This is a genomic window from Mesorhizobium sp. CNPSo 4689, assembly GCF_057784325.1.
In genome coordinates, this window is the sequence record NZ_JBWLUZ010000006.1 from 1 (window position 1) to 22,395 (window position 22,395).

Consider the following 22,395-nt stretch of genomic DNA (forward strand, 5'->3'; position numbering starts at 1 on the left):
CCCAAGGGGCTGGGTCAGCCTTTCCGCGAACCACCCCGCTGACCGCTCGCAACCGGTTTGTACGCAGCGCCGCGATTGAAATGTTGACCCACAGGCAGCCAGCGGTAGGGGCGGGTCATATCTCTAAGCAAGATACCCAGACTGACCGGCTGCATCAAACAGCGTTAGCCTTAATACAGATTTTCCTCGCGCGTGCGCGCAAGCGCGCGAGGGCTATCGAATACCGCGCAGCCGCTGTGCCGCTTCAGCCTTTCGGCGAAGTGCTGCAGCGGCGTTCTCGGAAGCGCGGGTTGACAGCGAGGCGGACGTGGTGTCGCCATATGCACCCCACAGCACAAGGCTTATCTCGTACAGCCTGGCTTCTGTGATCAGCCGACGCGGCAGGTCGGCAGTGTCGTCCCACTCCTCGATCCATGGACTGAATGAGACGCTGACTTGGCCAACTAAGGCGCTGCCGACTGTAGCCAAAGCCTCTTGCCCATTGGGCGATTCAGCGTTCGGCTCGATAGAGTACCAAAGCCCAGCCGGTGTAGACTTCAAGGTTAGCGTGCCGTTGCTGACACGGGCCAATGGCCTGCTTGGGTCATGAGCCCAAAGCGCCGCAACGTCAGGATACTCGCGCAAAGACTTATCGAAGGCGCCGCGAGCGAACCGCTCTTCAAAGGCGCTCGCGATAACTGCAGGCTGATTCCATTGAATAGCAAAGCCGGTAATCAGATCAGCCATCAATCACCTTCCGCATACGACGCTCGCGCTTGTCGAGATCGAGCTTGCGGGCGATGTACACGGCGGATTCCGATCGCTCGACGTATCCCTTTTCTCCCGGCAACTTGACCATGCGGCGACCAGGCTTACGCCGACCTTTCTCATCTGCCGAGGCATGTTCCACTCGTTCGTTATGCATGATAGCCAGCCTCCTTCGCCTCCTTCAGGTAATTCGCAATGCGGCCCGATCCGTCCCTGGCATCACCCAGAAAGTAGGGCTTCACCTGGCCGAGCTGTCCGTAGCGAATGTCTTCGGCCTCTAGGTCGCGACATAGTTCATCAAACGACAGATGTGCCACGTCGAGCGCCTTCATGGCTTCCACCATCGCGCCCACGCGCTTTGCGAACTCTGGTCTGACCGCAGCGCAAGCGGCGCGGCTGGCCTCGGTGTGGGCGTCTGTAAGGCGCTGGTCGACAATGCGCAGCGCCACCGCAATGTCGGCCTCGCGCTGCTTCAGTTCGGCAACGCGACGTCGTGACAGAGCCTTGCCAGATGGCGCATCTCCAAGCAGCTCAGAAATAGCGGTGGGCACCTCGCGGCTAGTGTCTGCGGCAATGGCTTTTTCCAGTGCGCGTCGCTCAATGGCAATTGCCGAGACCTCAGTGTTGAGGTCGGTTTTCTTGGTTTTCAGGGCCGCGTAAACGTCGCTGGACTCCTCGAGCGTTGGAACTCGGTAAGCGCCAGCCTCTTTGACGATAATGTCAATGCGCGGCGGGCGCGGGTCATTGACTGGCTGCGGCTTTGGTCGGTTGATGATCATCTAGTTGGCTCCGAAAAGGCTGCGAAGGGTATCAACAAGCGCCGAGACATTGACCGTGGTCGAGCGACGGTGGCCAGCCGTCTGCCAATGCGAGGCGTCCGCGCCGGGCGCTACGAAACGGGTCGATCGACCTGTCGTGCCATTGTGAAATTCAATTTCGGGCCATGTCGATACGAGCGAAACCATGTCGCCGCGCAGCAAGTCAGCGGCAGCACCGCGAATGGCTACTTCCGCCATGATATCCAGCGCGCGTCCTGCAGTGTCGATGCTGTCGGGCGCGCCAGTTAGGTCAACGCCGCCAGGCGTGAGTGAGCGATAGCGTTCGACTGCGTCTGGCGCCTCATGCAGAGCCGTGTCGGCGGCCAGCGCGACGACCAGCGAGACGACGTCATCCGGCTCGAGTTCGGGTGCGATGCCGGGGCCACCAAGCGGCAATACCCCGGCCTCTTGAAGGCGGCGCGCGACTTGTCTCGCGCGAGATTTCGGAAAGCCGATGTGCCGCTCAATCGCGGACATGGCTGCATTCAGAGTGGGCACGTAGCCACCTCCCTTAGTTGGTTGTTGGAAATGTGATGAGCAAATAAAAAGCCGCGCTCCCGAAGGAGACGCGGCTGGATTGGTCCCGCCTCTGGTACTTCCAGAAAGACGGGATTGCCGGCGCGCTGGCGACGCCACCGGCTACGTCGGTGATGAACTCCGCAGAACCTCTACCGACGTTAAAGAAAAAGCCCCCGTTGTCGGCGGGCCTAGTGCCGGCCAGCGTTCAACTGCTACCAACGGCCGGCTGCGCTAGCGGCGGGGTTAGCGACCGCAAGCGAAACTGTTAGGATTACTACCCCTTCAATAAGATACGGCGCGGCGGGCCGTTTTAGTGGATACTGGTGGTGAAAATCCAACGCTTGGTACCCACGGCCTGAGTCCCGCTTTGGGTACCCACTTCAACCTGCCTCGGCAATGGCACCCCGCCGCCGAGCACGGCGGGGCAGTTCGATTTAAGCCGTCGTAGCTATTGCGTCTTTCGAGGATCGTCCGCCGGATTGATGTACTTGATGCTCCACGGGCCTTTGTTGGTGAGTTGGAGCACCGTCTCCTCGTCGAAGTAAGCAAAATGCGCCATGCCGGGCGGCAAAGCGAAGAAGCCGCCCGCAGGAATTGCTTTGGCGGCGCTCCGATCGGCGGTCTCGCCCATGCCAAGATTAATGGTCCCCGATATTACTGTGTCAACCTCAAGCCCTGGATGCGTGTGCGGCGGGATCGCATATCCAGCCGGCAATTTGAGCCGAAGGGCAAACGGACCTTCCTTGGTCGGATCGCCGAACAAGACAGCCGCCTCTGCTCCGGCAGGCAGCGTTTTTGGGCCCGGGCCCCACTTAACCTCGTTGGGAGTGATCACAGTGTGCGCATCCTCTGCCGAAGCAAAGGAGGCGATTCCGCAGGATACGATCCAGCCGATTGCAAGTAGCGATGCCACTTTCATGGTAACCTCCCGTCTAGCCGGCTACCCATTCCGACCGCGTGCCGGGGTGGGCTCGCCAAACATTCAGATTAGGTCCGCGAGCCACGTCTAGGCAAGCGAATTGTCGGCTCAATATCGCCGCTGCCTTTGGCGAAAGCGCATGCGCCAGACTCGCATGCTCTTTCGCCAAAGGAATCCTGAGCCGGACTCTTGTGTTAGGCCGATACCACTAGGCGGCAATTTTTTTGATGTTTTCTTCGTTATTGTTGTCGGCCTGCGGTTTTTTCGCTAGCGTCGGCTCGACTTCCATTAGTTTCTTTATTGCGCCGTCAACCAATGCTGCGCCGTATTTCTTAGCACTGCTTGACGCGTAGCCGGCCACGAAGCCGATATCCTCGGCAGTCGAGTCCGTCACGGCCATGTCGAGAACACCTGCATGTTCTCCCAGCAATTTACGCAAGCTGGCGATGTCAGCGGACCGCGCCAGTCCAGATTCGGTCTGACTCTGGCCACGGTCCGGCGCTTTGGTGAATCCATCGCCACCTGTCCCCTTGACTGCCGTAATGCCGCCTTTCCACTGCGGGCCAGGTACGGTGTAATCCGGGCACATGGTCGCCGAAAATGGCAGTTCGGCAAACCTCACACTGCCGTCGACGCCAAGCGCAACCAGTTCTGCGCGGGCATTCTCTACGCCGTAGCGCCCGGCCTCATTCGCTGAAGGTTCTTCGCGTTTGAGCGGATCATACATTCCCGCACCGCGCTCGCCGTGCATGGTGCGCGCGTACGGTTGAGCCGTCATCGGGCTTGGTATCGCCGCAGGCATCTTCAGGTAGGCAGCAACGGCCGCCTCCGTGCGCTTCGGGCTCGGCGCGCCCTTCGGTGCCCGCGTCCGATCAATCGGCTTCAGCGGCTTGCCTTTGGCCGTTGTGCCCCATTCGGTCATCAGGCCCGGTTGACGGCGCCGTGCTGGATCGAAGTTGAAGACGAGTTCGCCCAGCAGCACTATGTGCTTATATTCGCCGCGGCCGAATTCCATGTCTGCATTTCCAGCCGCAGTAAACACGGCCGGTATGGACGGTCGGATTTCTCGGCGCAAATCCTCGGCAAGCGGATCCGCCTCGTCGTCGTCGCCGGTCACAGTGTTCTGCGGCTCAGTCATATCGCGCCACCAGAGCAGCGCGCGAACCTTCTCCGGGTCATTGATGTGGACCAGCCGCTCAATCGTCGGCCAGGCAAGGACCATTTTAGTTTTGCGGATCGACGCCACAAAGGCGCGTCGGGCGGCCATATCGGGCTTGCCGTCCGGAGTTGTAAAATCCCAAGCATGGACGTGGTTGTCGTTCGCCGCAATGCGGCGTTCCGCCTGGCCGGCGGCAACTTTCCCATTCTTCAAGTGCGGAGTTCCTTTGGACTGCGGTCGCCAGACCGCGTTGATGCCGGTCATTGCCGGCGCGTCTCCCATTCGGGTCGACGTATGAAATTACTGTTTCACACTATATGGGCGGATTTATGTCTCGCCGCACTAAATATGGTGGTTAGGCGCTGCCCGCGCGGTTCCGGCGAGGCCGGTCGTCATCATCGCCAACGCGGCGAAGGTCGTTCTTGTCTACATATATTCGCGCCTCTATTTCTGCCGGTCGTTCGCATTATCTAGCGTCGAACCCGCCTGCAAACACTAAACATAGTGTTGGGCGGTGATTTTCTCCAGCCCGAGATGCAGTTCCGTGATCCATAAGAGGCGGCTGGTTTGCGTGCGTCAAGGATTCAGTTCGGCGGAAAATGTGTCCACCGTCGTATGTGTGTCACGTCGTTCAGTAACATTCCTTGGTGCAGCGCAACAATTATGTTGCATTGCACACAAACTTCCGTTAGGTAATGCTAATACAAATGCGAAGGCTTCCTAAAAGCTGCCCCCGAACCAAGGATGGAAACGATGTCCAAGACCACCGAAAAGACCGCTGAATTTATCGACCCCGCTTTTGATGCATCCAAGGCTATTGAGCAGGTCAGTGCTTTCACGGAAAAGAGCGTCGAACAGTCAAAAGAAGTTCTTGCCAAATTCAAGGCGGGCTCTGAAGACACCCAGAAGGCTCTCGAGTCGAGCTTCCAAACCGCCAAGTCCGTTTCCAGTGACCTGTCGCTTAAGACCATCGCCGCTATGCGCGCCAATGCCGACTCCGCCTTCTCGCACTTTGAAGCCCTGCTTGCCGTCAAGTCGCCCTCCGAATTCGTTGAACTGCAGACCGCCTTCGTCCGCAAGCAGGTTGAAAGTGCCGCCGCTCAGGCGAAGGACTTCCAGGCCGCCACGACCAAGGCTTTCGAAGATGTCTCAAAGCCGATCAAGACCGCTTTCGAGAAGAGCCTGAAGGACATCAGGGTCGCCTAGCTTTTTCTTGGGGTAGAGCCATGGTCGCTAGCCGCACGGGGCGTCGCGGCCATGGCAACCCTATTATCATTCGCCGGACGCAGGTCTGGCCGCAGCGCGTAGAACTCCGCCCAACTGAGGCGCCTGCCGCGGTACGGCCTGGCACTTTCTGAGGTTGCGGTGATGCTGGTAGAGCGTTGCGTGATGTTCATGGGCGCTATCCTCCATTCGTGGTGTCCTTGTTCCTTGCGCCAACGCCTGCGCCGATAGGCCAATTGCGCCAACACTATTTTTTACCTCACTCATGCGCGCGACGACCAATCCACAAGGGATACGGTCGTCGGCGCACCGTGATTTGCGACGATGCGCCGACGGTTTTGCGCCAACACATTTTACGTTGGCGCACTTGCCGGTTTTATAAAGTTTCGGGGCTTTCGGGCGCTTGCGTCGTACCGCTCTACAACCTCCAATTCGCCCATCTCAACCCATGCGTCGAGCATCATCTTGGCCTCTTTCCGGTCGGTAGCTCCGGTTAGTTCCATGACGACGTCGCCTGCCCATGGCCGACCCTTCGGGTCGGCTTTGTAGTTGCCGTTCTCAAGGCGGACTTTCAGGCCGGCAAGCGTTTCGGTCGGCACGTCGGCCACGACAGCCTTTTTGGCTTCGGCTTGCCGCTCCGCCAACACATCCGATGAAGGCCAGCGCCACGGCTCAACCACGCCGATCTCGTCGCCCAAGCCGAAGACGCCGCCGTTGCCGAGTGGCACCGAGATGAACCGTCGCCATTGGCTGCGGCCAGACGCCACCATGTTGACCTTGCCGAAGTCGAGACGGAAATATGAGCGCGGGTCGTCAACGCCGGTCTTTTCGGCTTCCTGTTGGGTCATCGCGTTGAACACGCGCATAGAGCGGACCTTGTCTTTGAAGGCGCCGCCGCCTCGAGCGCTGTCGGCCGTAACTTCGCCCTGGTTCTTCGCAACGTGGTGGACCAGTTCAACACCGCAATTCGCTTCGTCGGCGACGCGTACCCAAGCCGCTGTGACGCGCTGCATGGCGGAGTTATCGTTTTCCGGCGCCTCGTGGGTCGAGACAAACGGGTCCACGATGACGACGTCGATCGCCAGCCTTTTGATTTCCGCCACCATCTCAGCAACGAAAGGCTCGACAATCTTCAGATCTCGCCCTTCGGTGCGAGCAATGACAAACTCCTGGTCACGGCCGGAGTCGGTGAACAGGCGGTCGCCTATCTGTTCCGCGGTCACCTTGAAGTGCTTTACGGCAGCATGAAAGCGACGATCGATCTCATCTTGCGGGTCTTCGCAGTTCACCCACCAGACCCGAAGCGGCTTCGTGAGAGGACCGTCCGGCTCCAGCAAAGGACGTCCCGTCACCATCGCCAGAGTCTCGCTTATAGAGTGCGCGGTCTTGCCACCACCGCCAGGGCCAACAGACGCTGTGGCGTATTTGCGAATGTAATGGCGCCCGAACAGCCAGTCGCGCTCCGGCAAACTGGCGGGGTCGCGCAGTTCGAACGCTGTGGCGTGGATTGGTTTCATAGGTTTCGTCTTAGCGGGTGCCTTTGGGGCTGCCGCAACCGCTTGTGCAGCCTCGGCTTCGGCCTCCGCGGCGTATCGCTCGCGACGCTCCAGAACCTTCTCAGAAATTTGAGGCTTCGCAGCCCACCGCTTTGCTGCGACATCGAGTTCGACGTCGATAAGCGGTAGGCGTTTCGTAAGGGCTTTGAACCTCTGCGCGGCGGGTGTGTCAGGCCATGTCACTTCTGCGGCGCGACTACCGGCCGCAGTGATGCGCTTCAAATTCTGCCAGGAAAAGTCGTAGGGATCTGCTTCAGGCTGCGCTGTGGTCACGAGGATTCTCTCCCAATGCGTCGCTAGCAGCGCGCACGATCTGTTCGGCAATTTCAACGGTAAAGGTGGCAGCGGGGCCGCCGAAGGCGTTTGGCGCAAAAACACGCCGCGAGCCGTCTGGCTTTTCCGCGAGCTTCAAATTGTATATGCGCACGCCGTCGACCAGTTGAAGATCGAATCGCGCAAGGGTTCGTCCGCCCGCTTCCGGCCGGATAGCAATAATTTGCACTGTCGGGATTCCCTGTTCTATGAGTTTCTTGGGTACAAAAGTAGTGCCAGTTTGCCCGGTCTTTTTCTGCAAGGCCGGTTTCAACTTCTGCCGTTTTTGCCGCTCGTTAATGCAGCCGGAAAGTTGAAACTTTTAACGGCAAAATAGAGCAATCCCCCGGCCTGTCACGCCGGAGGTCGCGGGTTCGAGCCCCGTCACTCGCGCCATTTCTTCCCAACGTATCGGTTTCGCACCTGGCACGAGTTCAACCGGACTCGTTCGCAGGCGCGGCATCGTCTGTGCCGTATTTACAAAACCCGTGCCGGCTGTGAGAAGCTGAACCGAACCCATGTTGTTCGGGTCAGGAGGACTTGCGATGAGCGACCACGGGGATAGCGGGACGTGTCCGAACATTCTTGAGACCACCCTCGCCGCTGCCTTGCAGGACCAGCGAACGGTGGACGAGCAGCGTCAAAGCATTGCGCCTCTGCTCGACGGCATGTCCTTCTACGACAGCATTCGACACAATGACGACCGCGGCAGCGTCACCGAGATCTACGACCCTCGCTGGGGCTGGCATCCCGACCCGCTGGTCTTCTCCTATGTTTTCACAGTTCGGCCCGGCATGGTGAAGGGTTGGGGGCTGCACAAGCTGCACGAGGACCGCTATTTCGTGGTCAGCGGCGAACTGGAGCTGGTTGTTTACGATCCAAGGCCGGACTCCAGCACATACGGCAAGATTTCCAAGGTCTACCTTTCCGGCAGCCGTCCCCGGCTCGTCAATATCCCGAAATTCGTCTGGCACGCCGACCACAACATCGGCATGTCCGATGCGGTCGTCATCAACTTTCCGACCATCCAGTACGATCACTCGAATCCCGACAAGTATCGCCTGCCGATCGACAGCGATCTCATTCCCTACGATTTCGGAAGCGCGAAGGGATGGTGAGCAAACCGCGCTTTTCCATCCTGATGCCGACCCACTCGCGCGTCGACGTCATCGGCCTGGCCATTCAAATCCGTCCTGGATCAGACCGTGGACGATTTTGAATTGCTGGTCGTGGGCGACGGCTGCGCGCCCGGCACGGAGCCGCGTTTCGCCATGGTGTCTCTGCCCGGCGCACCTTCGAACCAATTACCGCGGACGCGCTCGATTCCATCGCTGCAGAATTTTACCCAGCTCCCCACGGAGCGCGGGCATGGAATTTGCCGATGAGAGGTCTGCCTCGGCGCCCTTCGACCCCCGTCCATAGGTCAGGCCGAGGACCAGACCGATGTATCCGACCTGAAGAATGATCAGAGCAACAACAGCCCAGCCGAACGCCTTCCAGATGGAGCCGGTTTCCAACACTGCCCAGATCGCCACGATGAACGACGTTGCGAACATGCCAACCAGAAACTGCGGAAAATACATAACACCCAGCTCCCATTTTTTGGCGGTTCAGCGCCTTTCAGCCGCTAAAGACCCGCCGCTCCATTAGCGGAGCGGCGGGGCCCCCAATTGCCCCCCGATTGCCGGGCTGATGAGTGACCCCGGCATTGCTGACAATGCAATTACGGCGCCAAACTCAGTGGCCCATTACGGGACACCTATGCCAATGGCGCAAGACCGGATTGGCGATTAACATTACCTGTGGCTAATATGCCACCCTGGTCGGAAGGGACCAAGGTGGCAAGGGTTTATGGCAGGCTTGTTGGCCGCGATGCTGTAGCGTCGGCAGGCAGATGCTGGTCCATCATGCCAAGCGCGACAGAGAACAAAGCACCTGGATTCTTTCAGAGATGGCATTTGACGCCAAACGGCGGCTCGGCATTCCGCGCCAATTCGGCCGCCTTGGTGCATACTGGCTCGACGGCAATCCGGACTGGTGAGCCCGCCTGGGACGCTGTCGAACTCAACCTCTCGCCAGCAGCGTCTCGACCTCCTGCAGCGTCGGCATCGACGGCGCCGTGCCCGGCCGCGTCACCGAAATACCGGCAACGGCGCAGGCGAAACGCACCGCTTGCAGCGGCTCGACGCCTTTGGCAAGCGCCGCAGCCAGGCCGCCATTGAAGGCGTCGCCGGCGCCTGTGGTTTCGACCACCGGGCCGGCATTGACCGCGCCGACATGGTCGGAACCGCTGGCCGTGTGCAGCAGCGCGCCCTTCTCGCCAAGCGTGATGATCACCGCACCGACTCCCTTTTTGAGCAAGCTGTCGGCGGCGCGGCGGGCATCGTCGACCGACGCGACCTTGATGCCGGTCAGTTCCTCGGCCTCGGTCTCGTTGGGCGTGACATAATCGCAGAGCGTGTAGATGCGGTCGGGCAGGCTTGCCGCCGGCGCCGGGTTGAGGATCGTGATCACCCCTGCCCCGCGCGCGATCTCGAGCGCCTTGAGCGCCGCCTCGATCGGCTGTTCGAGCTGGGTGACGAAAACGCCGGCCGAGCGGATCAGATCGGTATGAGCCTCGATGTCATCGGGCGAGATCAGCATCGCAGCACCTGGGCTGACGATGATGGCGTTGTTGCCGGTCGTTTCCTCGACGAAGATATAGGCCGCACCGGTGTAGCTGTCTGGTGTGTCGATCACTGCAGCCTTCACACCGGCCTCTTGCCAGGTGTGCTTGGCCATGTCGGCGAAGGCATCGACGCCGAGGCGCGTCAGGAAGGTGATGTCGGCGCCGAGCTTGCCGGCCGCGACCGCCTGGTTCGAGCCCTTGCCGCCGGGGCCGAGCTTGAACGAGTTGCCGAGGATCGTCTCGCCCATGCGCGGCTGGCGATCGGCGCGATAGGCGGTGTCGGCGACAAAGACACCCAAGATGACAACGGGCTTCATGACGACAGGCTTGCCGGCCGCCATGATGCTACTCCGCATCCGGCGGAACGACGCCCTTGCGGAAGGCAAAGCAGCCATAGAAGCGGCGCTCGCCGGTCTGGATGACGCAATAGGCTTTCTTGGCGCGTTCGTAGAAGGCATAGCGCTCGACCGAAATCATCGGCCACGCCTTGCCCTCGGCGGCATCGATTTCTTTCTGGACTTCCTTCTGCACAGGCGGAATTTCGTCCGGCTTGCCGACGATCTCCATGCGCGCGGCCGCGTCGTCGACGAATGTGTCCAACGGATAAAGCGACAGCACCGCCCTGGCCACATCGGCCGCCGGCGCGTCGATACGCAACAGCTTACCGAGCACGGTCTGGCGGGCCACGGAATCGGCCGGAAAATTGGTGTCGCAGACAATCAGGTCGTCGCCGTGGCCCATCGCCCGCAGCGCCTGGAGCACATCGGCATTGAGCAGCGGATTGATCCCTTTGAGCATGGCATTCCTCGTGGAAAAGTCGGTTGGAAATCAGAGCCGCTTGCCGGTCTCTGCGTCGAAGAGGTGGACCTGGTCGAGCCGCGGCTTGAGGTGCAGCGTGTCGCCCGGCTTGAAGTCATGGCGCTCGCGAAACAGCGCCACCATCTCGCCCTCGCCGAAGCGCAGGAATACCAGCGTTTCGGAACCTGTCGGCTCGACCACGGAAATCCTTGCTGCAACGCCGTCGGGGTGGATTTCCAGATGCTCGGGCCGCACGCCGTAGACGACGGCCTGGCCGTCCTGCGCGGCGCTGTTCGCGGCGATCGGGAACGGCGTGCCCGAAATGTCGACGACCGGCTTGTCGCCCTTCTTCACGATGCCCTTCAGAAGGTTCATCGAGGGCGAGCCGATGAAGCCGGCAACGAACAGATTGGCCGGCCGGTCGAACAGTTCCAGCGGCGCGCCGACCTGCTCGATGCGGCCATCGCGCATCACCACGATCTTGTCGGCCATAGTCATGGCTTCGATCTGGTCGTGGGTGACGTAGATGGTGGTGGTCTTCAGCCGCTGGTGCAGTTCCTTGATCTCGGTGCGCATCTGGACGCGCAGCTTGGCGTCGAGGTTGGAGAGCGGTTCATCGAACAGGAACACCTGCGGGTTGCGCACGATGGCGCGCCCCATCGCCACGCGCTGGCGCTGGCCGCCGGAGAGCTGTCGCGGATAGCGCTTGAGATAGGGGGCGAGGTCGAGAATATCGGCCGCCCGCTTGACCCTTTCGGCAACCACGGCCGGATCGGTCTTGCGCAGCTTGAGCGCAAAGGCCATGTTCTGCTCCACCGTCTTGTGCGGGTAGAGCGCGTAGTTCTGGAACACCATGGCGATGTCGCGCTTGGCCGGCGGCAAATGGTTGACGACGCGGTCACCGATGGCGATCGTGCCGCCGGAAACGGTCTCCAATCCCGCCACCATCCTGAGCAGCGTGGACTTGCCGCAACCCGAGGGCCCGACCAGCACAACGAATTGGCCGTCGGGGATATCGACGCTGACGTCGTGCAGGACCTTGACGGTTCCGAACGCCTTGGCCACATTGCTGATCGCGACTTGAGCCATCATCCCCCCTGGGGTTTTGGACCTGCGGGTCCTTCGTTTGCCGTGAAGCTAACCAACGCTGATGGCAAGGGCAAGTCAGTCTCTTATAGATAAAAAACCTATTGTCGTTGACACGGCATTCGGTTGTGCGAATAGTGAAGGTGTCAGGGTTCTTGGCCCTCTTCCGCGCGCGTCGGCACGCTTGTCCGGACATCGGAAGTCGACGCGTTGCGGGAGGAAGCTGGGGCCGTAATTTTCCGGGAGTCGCGTCGTTGGGGAACACCGTTAGCGCTCCACTATCCGAAACTGTCACCATTGATCTTCTGGGAGGAACGAGATGAGAGTCAGCCTTTTCAACCAACTCATGCGCGCGGGTGCTACTCGCCGCGATGTCCTGAAGGGAGCGGCCAGCATGGCCGCGCTCTCGGCGGCATCCGGCGCGGGTCTTGGCGCATTGACGCGCCCAGCGTCCGCTGCCGATGATCTGCGCGCGCAGATTCTGCAGATCCCCGGCGTCGGCAAGGGTCAGCCGACCGACGCCGACTTCCAGAAGGTCGGCGAGCTTTGCCTCGAAGCGACCAAGGCCAACGTCAAGGAAGGCGAATTCGCCGGCGTCGAGCTCTCCTTCATGGGCCTCAACAACCAGAACCTGCACAATGTGCTGTTCCGCGGCTTCCTGAAGCCGTGGGAGGCCTATACCGGCGCCAAGATCAGCTGGATCGATCTGGCGCAAGCCGACTACAATCCGCGCCTGCAGCAGGCGATCGCCACCGGCACCGTCGATTTCGACATCATCGAAATGGGTGCGCCCTTCGAAGGCGACGTCTGCGGCAAGGGCCTCACCTCTGAAATGCCGGACTGGGTCAAGGACCAGATCGACATGAAGGACGTTGTGGCCTATCTGCAGCCGCCGGTCGGCACCTGGGATGGGAAGCAGTACCGCATCACCGTCGACGGCGACGCGCACAACTTCAACTACCGCACCGACGTGTTCTCCGACTCTGATCTGGCAGCAGCCTGGAAAGCCGATAGCGGCGACAAGGCAGGCCTGACGGAATGGGGCGTGCCGAAGACCTGGCAACAGGTGCAGGCCGTGACCAAGTTCCTCAAGGGCAAGCAGATGAAGGGCCAAGACGTCTTCGGTTATCTCGACGCGCCCAAGGCCTGGGGCGGTTTCGGCTTCTACTTCCTTGGCAGCCGTGCCAGTGCTTATGCCAAGCACCCTGATGACAAGGCGTGGCTGTTCGATCCGGATACGATGAAACCGCGCATAAACAACCCGGCTTGGGTGCGCGCAATCCAGGACGTGATCGACGCGCTGCCTTTCGAACCGCAAGATCAAATCAATGCCGACCCGAACCAGACCTGTTTCTCCCAATTCCTGGGCGGCACTGGTTCGATGCTGGCTTGGTGGGGAGACGCGGGCTCGAATGCGAAGACTAACGACTCGTCGGTCGTCGGCGATGTCACAGGATTCTCGATCCTGCCAGGCTCCGACGATGTCTACAATTCCAAGACCGGCGCCTGGGACAAACTGGCCAGCGGCCCGAATTATGCTCCGAACTGCGCCTATCTCGGCTGGGGTGTCTATGTCATGGCCCGCGTCGACAGCGACGAAAAGAAGAAGAAGGCGGCCTGGTCTGCCGCTGCTCATCTCGGCGGCAAGGACCTGTCGCTCTGGTGCGCGGCGTATCCGTCGGGCTTCCAGCCCTACCGCAACAGCCATTTCAACATTCCGGAATGGGTGGCGGCGGGTTACGACGAGGCCTTCATCACCTCGTATCTCAAGTCGGAAGCCGACAGTTACAACCATCCGAACGCGGCGATCGAGCCACGCATCCCCGGCATCTTCCAATACTACAGCGCCGCCGAGGATATTCTGGCCAACACCTTCGCCGGCAAGATGAAGGCGCAGGAAGGCGCCGACGCCATCGCCGCCGCCTGGGAGAAGCTGACCGACCAGATCGGCCGCGAAAACCAGATCAAGCTCTACAAGGCCTCGCTTGGCGTGTAGGCTGATCGTATAGTGAACAAGGGTCCGGCGGTGAAAAGCCGCCGGACCTGACCGGCCAGGCCGGTCGTAGGGGCCTTCTTATGAATGGACGAGACGCGTGGCTGACCAGACCTTGCCTACCAATGCATGGCCGGCAAACGGCGTTCCAGCCGATCTGATCGCACCGGGCCGCAAGCGGCTCGGTTTCGCCTTGATGACCGTGGCGACGCTCGGCCTGCTCGCTGTCATCGCACTGCAGATCCTCTACAAGACGGAAGTTACCACGCTCGGCTTCGACACCTGGCGGCCGGTCATCTATGCCTATGTGCTGTGGGGCGTGGCGCTCGGCGCCGGCCAGGTGCTGACGCGTGGCGAGGACGGCCAGCGCGCGCTGTTTCTTCTCCCCGCGCTCCTGTTCACCATCGCCATGGTGGTCTTCCCTACGCTGTTCGGCTTCTACATCGCGCTGACCGACTGGAACCTCAGTTCCTTCTCCGGCCGGAAATTCAATGGGCTCGACAATTTCTGGCAGATGCTGGCCGACCCCTATTACCGCAACGCGCTGTTCAACATGGTGCTCTACGTGCTCGCCGTGCTGGTCGAATATGCCATCGCGTTCGGGCTGGCGCTGCTGCTCAACGCGCAGATCCGCGCCAGAAAATTCTTCCGCGTTGTCTTCCTCCTGCCCTTGATGCTGTCGCCGGTGGCGGTGTCGTGGATGATCGGCAAATCGCTGATGGAGTACCGCTTCGGGCCGGCGGCAACACTGGCGCGCACTCTCGGCTGGGAAAACCCGGCCTTCTTCTCGGATCCAATCATCGCCCGCATCTCGATCATGGTGCTCGATGCATGGACCTTCATTCCGTTCATGATGATCATGCTGCTCGCCGGCCTGCAGGCGATGTCGCGCGAGGTGCTCGAGGCGGCGCGCGTCGACGGCGCCACCCCCTGGCAGACCTTCTGGCAAGTCACCTTCCCGCTGATGCTGCCGGTGTCGGTGACGGCGGTGATCCTGCGCATCATCTTCAAGCTGAAGCTGGCCGACATCATCATCACCGTGACCTCGGGCGGGCCCGGCGGCGCCACCGATTCAGTGTCGAGCTTCATTTACCGCGAATACCGCGACCGCTCGAATGTCGGCTACGGCACGATGCTGGCGATGGCCTACCTCGTTATCATTGTCGTGTTCGTGACGTGGCTGTTGAAATTCGCCAACCGCTTCGTGCGCAATGTAAACTGAGCCGGCAGATATCATGAGCGTCCAGACCACCGACTATACCGCCTCAGAAATCCGCTCGCCGGCGAGCTTTCTCGCCAATCGCGTCTTCATCTACGGCGCGCTGGTGTTCTGGGCCTTCATCTGCCTGTTCCCGATCTATTGGACGATAACCACCTCGTTCAAGACCGCGGTCGACGTCACCCAGGGCCATCTCATCCCCTTCGTCGACTTCCAGCCGGACTGGAAAGGCTGGCGCTCGCTCGGCCTGTCGCCGGACTCGATCTTCCAGACCTCGACAGTGCGCGAGGAATTCCTCAAGCGCTTCATGAACTCGGCCATCACCTCGGTCGGCGCGTCGAGCCTGGCCATCGTCATCGGCAGCCTCGCCGCCTACGGCCTGACCCGCTATCGCTATCACTTCGCCTGGTTCAAGAACGAGGACATCTCCTTCTTCTTCCTGTCGCAACTGATCCTGCCGCCGGTGGTGTTGGCGCTCCCCTTCCTCGTGCTCTACCGCGAAGTCGGCCTGCTCGACACGCGCATCGGGCTGATCCTGCTCTACACGCTGATGGTGCTGCCGATCGTCATCTGGATCATGCGTGACCAGTTCAACTCGATCCCGGTCGAACTGGAGGAAGCTGCACTCGTCGACGGCCTGTCGATCTGGGGCGCCTTCTTCCGCATCGTCATGCCGATCGCGCTGCCGGGCATGGTCGCCGCCTTCATCCTGGCGATGGTGCTGTGCTGGAACGAATATTTCTTTGCCGCGCTTCTGACCTCGACCGACGCCAAGACCATCCCTGTCATGGTGGCGAGCCAGACAGGCTCACAAGGCATCAACTGGTGGTCGATGGCAGCACTCGCCACCGCAGCCATCGCACCGCTTGCCGTCATCGGCATCGCGCTGGAACGCTACCTGATCATGGGCATGACGGCGGGAGCCGTGAAGTAGGCGATGGCCACCCAATACTGGTTTGCGCGCAATTTCCGCGTTGGCTACAACGGGTACCACCGCTACCGCAAAGGCGTGATGCCGATCAGCTGGCAAGGTCGCGCGGTGATTGCCGGCTTTGTCGTGGCGATGGTGGCTGGCGGCCTGTCGATGCTACTGATCGTGCTCTACGCCAAGACGTTTGCGCTCGGTGTCACGCTCTTTGCCATCCTTGCTGTTGCCGGCGGCGGTACCTTCATCTGGGCTGTGGCGACCAAGAGCGATCCGGACAAATCGACCGCCCAATACAGAGCCGAGAGGCGTGGCATCCGCACCCCCTAGTTTGCGCCTACATCGCCTCTGCCGGAGCAAAGAAGCAGTTTTCGTGCTCCTCGTTCGGATGCAGGCAGATGTGAAAGTTGCCGTCGCCGGAAGGACTGACACTGGCGTAGGGGACGAAATAGCGGTTCTTGTGAGTGACTTTGCGATGATCTCCCGGCCGCAAGATGATCACATAGCCATCGGGCTGCGGTGTTACGGTCACGCTGGGAATGCTGCCACATTCGCCTGTCGACGGATCGCCGTCACAGCAGGCTGGCGGATAAGTCCAGCCGCTATTGGCGCTGTGCGCAAAAACAGAGACATCCTCAAGCGCCGCAGCCGTGGCGATCACGCCTGCCAAGCTCGCCATGCGTCGTTTTTCGACCGCGCCCACCGAACGGCTCCAAGCGCCCAACGGCGTAATTTGGAGCCATTGTACTTTATTCGCGTATGCTAATATAGCGAGAGGAGAGCGTCGCTGGTCTAGCGCGAAAGCTTCGTGCGCAGGTGATCGAGGATCATGGCTACGCCCTTCTGCCCCATCTCCGCCGAGGCGTCGGGCGCGGTTGCCGTGTACCAGCCCGTGTTGTCGATGAAATGGCTGGCGTCCACCGCTTCCGGGCACAGCGCCAGCATCAGCGATGTCTCGCCGATGCCAGCATGGTCGAACGGATAGTGGCCGTTCATTGCCGCCGGCATCAGCGGATGCACCTGCACCCAGTTGAAGAAATTGCCGCCCTCGGCGTGCTCGGCATAGTAGCCGGCCATTGCCTGCGAGCCCCACCAACCCTCGCCACGTTCCTTTTCGAGGAAGCGGAAGATCGCCTGCCGGCCGGCGGCCTTGAAGGCGAGATCGGTCGGCATGCCGGCAGCGAAATTCTCGGTCTGATGGTGGATGATGGCGTGGATGTTGCGAAAGCCGATGCGCAGCAGGCTGTGGAACAGCTCTTCCGCGAATGGCGCCAGCGCGTTGCCGCCGACCTGCACCGAACCGCTGCCTTCCGGCGGCACTACGGCATAGCTGGCCGCGCCGTAGTAAAAGGGCGGCAGGATGACGATGTCGGCTTCCTTCTCGAACAGCTCCAGCGTCTTGACGACGGCCAGCGTGTCCATGCCGACCGCCATGTGCTCGCCATGGTATTCGAGCACGCCGAGCGGCAGCACTACCGGCCAGTTCTCCGCGATCGCTCTGCGGATCTGGTGCGGCAGCATCAATTCATAGCGCATGCCCCTACTCCAAATTGGTGTGGCGAGCACGCATCGCTTCGGGCGAGAAGCCGGTGAGATCCTTGAGCTTCAGCACCATCACTTCGAAGAGCAGGAACAGCGCGCCTTCGAACAGCGAACCCATCGGAAGCACCGAGGTCTTCGCCGGTCCTTGGTCGCTGGCCATGGTCTGCGCCGGGATGAGCAAGGTGAAGTCGGCGCGCCTGGCTGCGCTGCTTTCGGCCTCGGCGGTGAGCAGCAACACCTTGGCACCTGCATCGCGGGCAACCTGCATCAGGGTCAGCACGGTGGTGGTCTCGCCCGGCCCGGAGCTGACCAGGAAGACATCGCCCTCGCCCAGCGGCGGCGTGGTCATGTCGCCGACCACCGACACCGGCAGACCGAGATGGTAGAGCCGCATGGCAAAGCCCTTAACCTGCAGCGCCTCGCGGCCGCAGCCATAGACGGCGATTTTGCCGGCGCCGGCCAGCATGGCGCAGGCGGCGTCGGTCCGGCTCTCGTCGACCCGGGCAAGCACCGTGCCGAGTTCACCCAGCGCGGTGTCGAACAGGCTCGTGCCGATGCCGGTCATACGCGTTCCACCCGCTTGCGGGACCCGAAAAACGATCGCGATCTTTTCTTCACGCTTCCCCCGAACAGCTTGTTTTTGTTCATGCTATCACCGCGAAAATGCGTGTCCAACGGCGCTCTGTGCTTTTGCTGTGCCACCGGCATGATAGTGTCATGTCAGACAAATCAATCCCGGGAAAATGGCAGGACATGAAGACACGGCATTTCGACCGCATCGGCAATGGCGGCATAGACTTCACCGAGCTCGGCTTCGGCACGGCGCCGCTCGGCAATCTCTACCGCGCCGTCTCCGACGAGGATGCCAGCGCCACGCTGGAAGCGGCATGGCGGACCGGCTGCCGCTACTTCGACACCGCCCCGCTCTATGGGCTCGGCCTGTCGGAAACCCGGCTCAATCCTTTCCTGCGCGGCAAGAAGCGGGACGACTATGTGCTGTCGAGCAAGGTCGGGCGCATCATGCGTGCCTGTCCGCCCGAACAGCGCACCGGCATCGGCAAGTTCTTCGACACGCCGTCGCGCCGCGAAGTCTACGACTACAGCTATGACGGCGTCATGCGCTCCTTCGAGGCTTCGCTGGAGCGGCTCGGCGTCGACCGCATCGACATCCTCTTTGTGCACGATGTCGACATATTCACCCATGGCAGCAAGGCAGCTGCGGACCAGCGCATCGAGGAGTTCATGACCTCCGGCTATTACGGGCTGCTGTCGCTGCGCGACCAGGGCGCGATCAAAGCATTCGGCGGCGGCATCAACGAATGGCAGGTCTGCCAGACGTTGGCCGAGCGCGGCGACTTCGATCTTTTCCTGCTGGCCGGGCGCTACACGCTGCTGGAACAGGAGGCGCTGGCCTCCTTCCTGCCGCTTTGCCAGGAACGCGGCATCGGCATCGTTCTCGGCGGCCCCTACAATTCCGGCATACTGGCAACGGGCCCGAAGCCCGGCGCCTACTACAACTACTCAGAGGCGCCGCAGGATATCCTGGACCGCGTCGCCCGCATCGAAACCGTGTGCACGCGCCACGGCGTGCGCCTGATCGAAGCGGCGCTGCAATTCCCTCTGCTGCATCCCTGCGTCGTCTCGGTGATCCCGGGCGGCCAACGGCCGAGCGAGGTAGAAAGCAACCGCTCGCTGCTCGATGCCACGCTACCGCCAGCGCTGTGGGCCGACCTCAAGCAGGAAGGCCTGATGCGCGATGATGCGCCAACCGCATAAGGCGGCCTTCCTCTCGGCCGGCGACCCCAATCGGAGGCAAAAGAAAAGCCGGGCAAGCCCGGCTTTTCTGATCTCTAAAGAAAAAGGTCTTAGTTGACCGCGTCCTTGAGGCCCTTGCCGGCCGAAAACTTCGGCACGGTGCGCGCCGGAATCTTCACTTCAGCGCCGGTCTGCGGGTTGCGGCCGGTCGATGCAGCGCGTTTTGACACGGTGAAATTTCCGAAGCCGACAAGCCGGACATCGCCGCCCTTCTTCAGTTCGCCACTGATCACGGAAAACACCGCATCGACGGCAGACTGTGCGTCACCCTTCGAAATGCTCGCAGCGTCGGCGACAGCGGACACCAGTTCGTTCTTGTTCATCAAAATTTCCTTCCATGAGAAAACCGGAAGAACACTCGACTCATCCGGCAGGAAAGGGACTTTAGAAAGAAGCGTTCCTGCAACCAAGTCGAAAAAGCAGCAAGCGGTCGAAAAAAGCCCGGAATTCCGGGGTTTTTCACATGAAAAAGCCGGGCGCGAGGCCCGGCTTTCGTTTTGTGCGCTGCAACTTTAGCTAAAACTAATGTGCAAGCGACTTTCCGGCATCGTCCGTCGTATCGGCGGCGGCCGGCGGGTTGACCGGTTCGACCCACTCGATCGGCTCCGGCATGCGCACCAGCGCATGACGCAGCACCTCGCCGACGCGTGAGACCGGAATGATTTCCATGCCGTTCTTCACATTGTCCGGAATCTCCGCCAGGTCCTTGGCGTTGTCTTCCGGGATCAGCACCTTCTTGATGCCGCCGCGCAGCGCGGCCAGCAGCTTCTCCTTCAGACCACCGATCGGCAGCACCCTGCCGCGCAGCGTGATCTCGCCGGTCATCGCGACATCGGCCTTGATCGGAATGCCGGTCAGGACAGATATGATCGCGGTCGCCATCGCCACGCCGGCCGACGGCCCGTCCTTCGGGGTTGCGCCCTCCGGCACGTGGACGTGGATGTCGCGCTTGTCGAACAGCGGCGGCTCAATGCCGAAATCGATGGCCCGCGAGCGGACATAGGAGGCCGCCGCCGAGATCGATTCCTTCATCACGTCGCGTAAATTGCCGGTCACCGTCATGCGGCCCTTGCCGGGCATCATGACGCCTTCGACAGTCAGCAGCTCGCCGCCGACTTCCGTCCAGGCAAGACCGGTGACGACACCAACCTGATCGTCGGCCTCAACCTGGCCGAAGCGGAAGCGGGGAACACCGAGATAGTCGGCGAGATTGTCCGCCGTGATCTTCACCGTCTTCTTCTTCGTCTTCAGGATCTCGGTCACCGCCTTGCGTCCGAGCTTCATCAGCTCGCGCTCCAGGCTCCTGACGCCCGCTTCGCGGGTGTAGGTCTGGATGATGCCGCGGATCGCGTCCTCGCCGACGGAGAATTCCTTCGGCTGCAGCGCGTGATCGCGGATCACCTTCGGCATCAGGTGCCGCTTGGCGATCTCGATCTTCTCGTCCTCGGTATAGCCGGCGATACGGATGATCTCCATGCGGTCCATCAAGGGCGCAGGGATGTTCAGCGTATTCGCCGTCGTCACGAACATCACGCTCGACAGGTCGTATTCGACCTCGAGGTAATGGTCCATGAACGTCGAGTTCTGCTCGGGATCGAGCACTTCGAGCAAGGCCGACGACGGATCGCCGCGGAAATCCTGGCCCATCTTGTCGATCTCATCGAGCAGGAAGAGCGGGTTGGACTTCTTGGCCTTCTTCATCGACTGGATGACCTTGCCGGGCATCGAGCCGATATAGGTGCGCCGGTGACCACGGATCTCGGCCTCGTCGCGCACGCCGCCCAGCGCCATGCGGATGAACTCGCGGCCGGTCGCCTTGGCGATCGACTTGCCGAGCGAGGTCTTGCCGACGCCGGGAGGGCCGACGAGGCATAGGATCGGCCCCTTCAGCTTCTTCTGGCGGCTCTGCACGGCGAGATACTCGACGATGCGGTCCTTGACCTTGTCGAGGCCGAAATGGTCGGTGTCGAGCACGTTCTGCGCGAAAGCCAGGTCATGCCTGACCTTGGAGTTCTTGCCCCACGGGATCGACAGGATCCAGTCGAGATAGTTGCGCACGACGGTCGATTCAGCCGACATCGGCGACATCGTCCTCAGCTTCTTCAGTTCAGCTTCCGCCTTCTCGCGGGCCTCCTTGGAGAGCTTGGTCTTCTTGATGCGCGCCTCGATCTCGGCGGCCTCGTCGCGGCCGTCCTCGCCTTCGCCGAGCTCCTTCTGGATCGCCTTCATCTGCTCGTTGAGGTAGTACTCGCGCTGGGTCTTCTCCATCTGGCGCTTGACGCGCGAGCGGATGCGCTTCTCCACCTGCAGGACGGAGATCTCGGCTTCCATGAAGCCCATCGCCTTTTCCAGCCGCTCCTTGACGGAAAGCGTGGCCAGCATCTCCTGCTTCTCGGGGATCTTGATGGCGAGATGCGAGGCGACCGTGTCGGCGAGCTTGGAATAATCGTCGATCTGGCTGGCGGCGCCAACCACTTCGGGCGAGATCTTCTTGTTCAGCTTGACGTAATTCTCGAAGTCGGTGACGACCGAACGCGCCAGCGCCTCGATCTCGACCTCTTCCTCTTCCGGCTCGACCAGCGCCGAAGCACGGGCCTCATGGAAGTCGGGACGGTCTGTGAACGACACGATCTTTGCGCGCGAAGCGCCCTCGACCAGCACCTTCACGGTACCATCGGGAAGTTTCAGCAGTTGCAGCACGTTGGCGAGCGTGCCGATATCGAAGATGGCATCGGGCTCGGGATCGTCGTCTGCGGCATTCATCTGGGTCGCCAGCAGGATCTGCTTTTCCTGACCCATCACCTCTTCCAGCGCCTTGATCGACTTTTCGCGCCCGACGAAGAGCGGAACGATCATGTGCGGGAACACCACGATGTCGCGCAGCGGGAGGACTGCGAAGACGCCGTCGCTGGGAGCCTTTGATAATTTGGCCATTGTCCAACCTTTCATGTCGCGGCCACCAAACGGCCAACCGCGAATCTCATATTAGCGACCGGCGGTCGTTCCGCCTACCACCGTTTGTGACGGGAGTTTTACAGCACAGAATTTGGCACCGCGGCCTTCTGTTGTTAGTTGGATGCACAAGGGACAAAGAT

Annotated in this window: 26 protein-coding genes; 9 read left to right on the forward strand and 17 right to left on the reverse strand. The window is 61.1% G+C overall.

The features are described 5' to 3' along the window. Nucleotides 1-213 precede the first annotated feature (213 nt). From AC04SI_RS11755 to AC04SI_RS11780, 6 genes are all read right to left on the reverse strand, one after another. Nucleotides 214-726, reverse strand: coding sequence for an HK97 family phage prohead protease (locus AC04SI_RS11755; RefSeq protein WP_488474248.1), 513 nt, complete (start codon nt 724-726; stop codon nt 214-216). Next, complete coding sequence (locus AC04SI_RS11760; RefSeq protein ID WP_488474249.1) at nt 719-904, reverse strand: hypothetical protein; 186 nt, start codon at nt 902-904, stop codon at nt 719-721. The genes AC04SI_RS11755 and AC04SI_RS11760 overlap by 8 nt, the downstream gene beginning before the upstream one ends. Then, nucleotides 897-1,526, reverse strand: coding sequence for a hypothetical protein (locus AC04SI_RS11765; RefSeq protein WP_488474250.1), 630 nt, complete (start codon nt 1,524-1,526; stop codon nt 897-899). Before AC04SI_RS11765 ends, AC04SI_RS11760 begins: the two co-directional genes overlap by 8 nt. Next, on the reverse strand, nt 1,527-2,063 hold the full coding sequence (locus tag AC04SI_RS11770) for a hypothetical protein (RefSeq protein WP_488474251.1): 537 nt from the start codon (nt 2,061-2,063) through the stop codon (nt 1,527-1,529). It lies immediately after the preceding gene. Nucleotides 2,064-2,532: 469 nt separating this feature from the next. Continuing rightward, nucleotides 2,533-3,003 (reverse strand): cupin domain-containing protein, encoded by a 471-nt coding sequence (locus tag AC04SI_RS11775; protein WP_120017534.1) that lies wholly within the window; start codon nt 3,001-3,003, stop codon nt 2,533-2,535. 208 nt (nt 3,004-3,211) lie between these two features. Further along, nucleotides 3,212-4,426: a hypothetical protein gene (locus tag AC04SI_RS11780; protein ID WP_488474252.1), complete on the reverse strand. Its 1,215-nt coding sequence runs from the start codon at nt 4,424-4,426 to the stop codon at nt 3,212-3,214. Nucleotides 4,427-4,915: 489 nt separating this feature from the next. Here AC04SI_RS11780 and AC04SI_RS11785 point away from each other — a divergent pair, with 489 nt between their 5' ends. Beyond that, entirely contained in the window at nt 4,916-5,368 is a 453-nt protein-coding gene (locus tag AC04SI_RS11785; RefSeq protein WP_488474253.1) for a phasin, read from the forward strand. Between the two features lie 371 nt (nt 5,369-5,739). On the opposite strand, the gene AC04SI_RS11790 is transcribed toward AC04SI_RS11785, so the two are convergent. Then, the gene (locus AC04SI_RS11790) at nt 5,740-7,215 is read right to left on the reverse strand and encodes an AAA family ATPase (RefSeq protein ID WP_488474254.1); all 1,476 of its coding nucleotides are present in this window, start codon (nt 7,213-7,215) and stop codon (nt 5,740-5,742) included. Further along, on the reverse strand, nt 7,196-7,516 hold the full coding sequence (locus tag AC04SI_RS11795; RefSeq protein WP_488474255.1) for a hypothetical protein: 321 nt from the start codon (nt 7,514-7,516) through the stop codon (nt 7,196-7,198). The genes AC04SI_RS11790 and AC04SI_RS11795 overlap by 20 nt, the downstream gene beginning before the upstream one ends. Before the next feature lie 283 nt (nt 7,517-7,799). Here AC04SI_RS11795 and AC04SI_RS11800 point away from each other — a divergent pair, with 283 nt between their 5' ends. Then, nucleotides 7,800-8,372 (forward strand): polysaccharide biosynthesis C-terminal domain-containing protein, encoded by a 573-nt coding sequence (locus AC04SI_RS11800; RefSeq protein ID WP_404277932.1) that lies wholly within the window; start codon nt 7,800-7,802, stop codon nt 8,370-8,372. 186 nt (nt 8,373-8,558) lie between these two features. Here the strand turns inward: AC04SI_RS11800 and AC04SI_RS11805 are convergent, their stop codons facing one another. Continuing rightward, nucleotides 8,559-8,837: an exopolysaccharide production repressor protein gene (locus AC04SI_RS11805; RefSeq protein ID WP_404277930.1), complete on the reverse strand. Its 279-nt coding sequence runs from the start codon at nt 8,835-8,837 to the stop codon at nt 8,559-8,561. Nucleotides 8,838-9,148: 311 nt separating this feature from the next. On the opposite strand from AC04SI_RS11805, the gene AC04SI_RS11810 reads away from it, so the two are divergent. Then, a complete protein-coding gene (locus AC04SI_RS11810; RefSeq protein WP_404277928.1) occupies nt 9,149-9,295 on the forward strand; it encodes a hypothetical protein in 147 nt (48 codons plus the stop codon). Between the two features lie 23 nt (nt 9,296-9,318). On the opposite strand, the gene rbsK is transcribed toward AC04SI_RS11810, so the two are convergent. Genes rbsK through AC04SI_RS11825 form a run of 3 tightly spaced genes read right to left on the reverse strand, consistent with a single transcriptional unit; the run spans nt 9,319 to nt 11,809 of the window. Then, the gene (gene rbsK, locus AC04SI_RS11815) at nt 9,319-10,263 is read right to left on the reverse strand and encodes a ribokinase (RefSeq protein WP_404277926.1); all 945 of its coding nucleotides are present in this window, start codon (nt 10,261-10,263) and stop codon (nt 9,319-9,321) included. A 4-nt stretch (nt 10,264-10,267) separates the two neighbouring features. Next, nucleotides 10,268-10,720 (reverse strand): RbsD/FucU family protein, encoded by a 453-nt coding sequence (locus AC04SI_RS11820; RefSeq protein WP_006204445.1) that lies wholly within the window; start codon nt 10,718-10,720, stop codon nt 10,268-10,270. 30 nt (nt 10,721-10,750) lie between these two features. Next, the gene (locus AC04SI_RS11825; RefSeq protein ID WP_404277923.1) at nt 10,751-11,809 is read right to left on the reverse strand and encodes an ABC transporter ATP-binding protein; all 1,059 of its coding nucleotides are present in this window, start codon (nt 11,807-11,809) and stop codon (nt 10,751-10,753) included. A 316-nt stretch (nt 11,810-12,125) separates the two neighbouring features. Here AC04SI_RS11825 and AC04SI_RS11830 point away from each other — a divergent pair, with 316 nt between their 5' ends. The 4 genes from AC04SI_RS11830 (at nt 12,126) to AC04SI_RS11845 (ending at nt 16,273) form a co-directional block, all read left to right on the forward strand. Continuing rightward, entirely contained in the window at nt 12,126-13,802 is a 1,677-nt protein-coding gene (locus tag AC04SI_RS11830) for an ABC transporter substrate-binding protein (RefSeq protein ID WP_404277921.1), read from the forward strand. A gap of 97 nt (nt 13,803-13,899) precedes the next feature. Beyond that, nucleotides 13,900-15,021 carry a carbohydrate ABC transporter permease gene (locus AC04SI_RS11835; protein ID WP_404277919.1) on the forward strand — a complete coding sequence of 374 codons (1,122 nt, stop codon included), beginning with the start codon at nt 13,900-13,902 and terminating at the stop codon, nt 15,019-15,021. 13 nt (nt 15,022-15,034) lie between these two features. Beyond that, entirely contained in the window at nt 15,035-15,952 is a 918-nt protein-coding gene (locus AC04SI_RS11840; protein ID WP_404277917.1) for a carbohydrate ABC transporter permease, read from the forward strand. A 3-nt stretch (nt 15,953-15,955) separates the two neighbouring features. Continuing rightward, entirely contained in the window at nt 15,956-16,273 is a 318-nt protein-coding gene (locus AC04SI_RS11845; protein WP_404277915.1) for a hypothetical protein, read from the forward strand. Between the two features lie 7 nt (nt 16,274-16,280). On the opposite strand, the gene AC04SI_RS11850 is transcribed toward AC04SI_RS11845, so the two are convergent. The 3 genes from AC04SI_RS11850 to hxlB all read right to left on the reverse strand — a co-directional run bounded on the left by AC04SI_RS11850 (nt 16,281) and on the right by hxlB (nt 18,050). Continuing rightward, nucleotides 16,281-16,646: a hypothetical protein gene (locus AC04SI_RS11850; RefSeq protein WP_404277913.1), complete on the reverse strand. Its 366-nt coding sequence runs from the start codon at nt 16,644-16,646 to the stop codon at nt 16,281-16,283. Nucleotides 16,647-16,735: 89 nt separating this feature from the next. Continuing rightward, on the reverse strand, nt 16,736-17,479 hold the full coding sequence (locus AC04SI_RS11855) for a creatininase family protein (protein ID WP_404277911.1): 744 nt from the start codon (nt 17,477-17,479) through the stop codon (nt 16,736-16,738). Between the two features lie 4 nt (nt 17,480-17,483). Further along, nucleotides 17,484-18,050, reverse strand: coding sequence for a 6-phospho-3-hexuloisomerase (gene hxlB, locus AC04SI_RS11860; protein WP_404277909.1), 567 nt, complete (start codon nt 18,048-18,050; stop codon nt 17,484-17,486). Nucleotides 18,051-18,238: 188 nt separating this feature from the next. Between hxlB and AC04SI_RS11865 the strand changes: the two genes are divergently transcribed. Next, the gene (locus tag AC04SI_RS11865; RefSeq protein ID WP_404277962.1) at nt 18,239-19,261 is read left to right on the forward strand and encodes an aldo/keto reductase; all 1,023 of its coding nucleotides are present in this window, start codon (nt 18,239-18,241) and stop codon (nt 19,259-19,261) included. Between the two features lie 89 nt (nt 19,262-19,350). Here the strand turns inward: AC04SI_RS11865 and AC04SI_RS11870 are convergent, their stop codons facing one another. Next, nucleotides 19,351-19,623 carry an HU family DNA-binding protein gene (locus tag AC04SI_RS11870; protein WP_015318196.1) on the reverse strand — a complete coding sequence of 91 codons (273 nt, stop codon included), beginning with the start codon at nt 19,621-19,623 and terminating at the stop codon, nt 19,351-19,353. Between AC04SI_RS11870 and AC04SI_RS11875 the strand changes: the two genes are divergently transcribed. Beyond that, nucleotides 19,616-19,816 (forward strand): hypothetical protein, encoded by a 201-nt coding sequence (locus AC04SI_RS11875; protein WP_404277906.1) that lies wholly within the window; start codon nt 19,616-19,618, stop codon nt 19,814-19,816. The genes AC04SI_RS11870 and AC04SI_RS11875 overlap by 8 nt on opposite strands. Before the next feature lie 6 nt (nt 19,817-19,822). Here the strand turns inward: AC04SI_RS11875 and lon are convergent, their stop codons facing one another. Then, complete coding sequence (gene lon / locus AC04SI_RS11880; RefSeq protein WP_404277903.1) at nt 19,823-22,234, reverse strand: endopeptidase La; 2,412 nt, start codon at nt 22,232-22,234, stop codon at nt 19,823-19,825. Nucleotides 22,235-22,395: the final 161 nt, after the last annotated feature.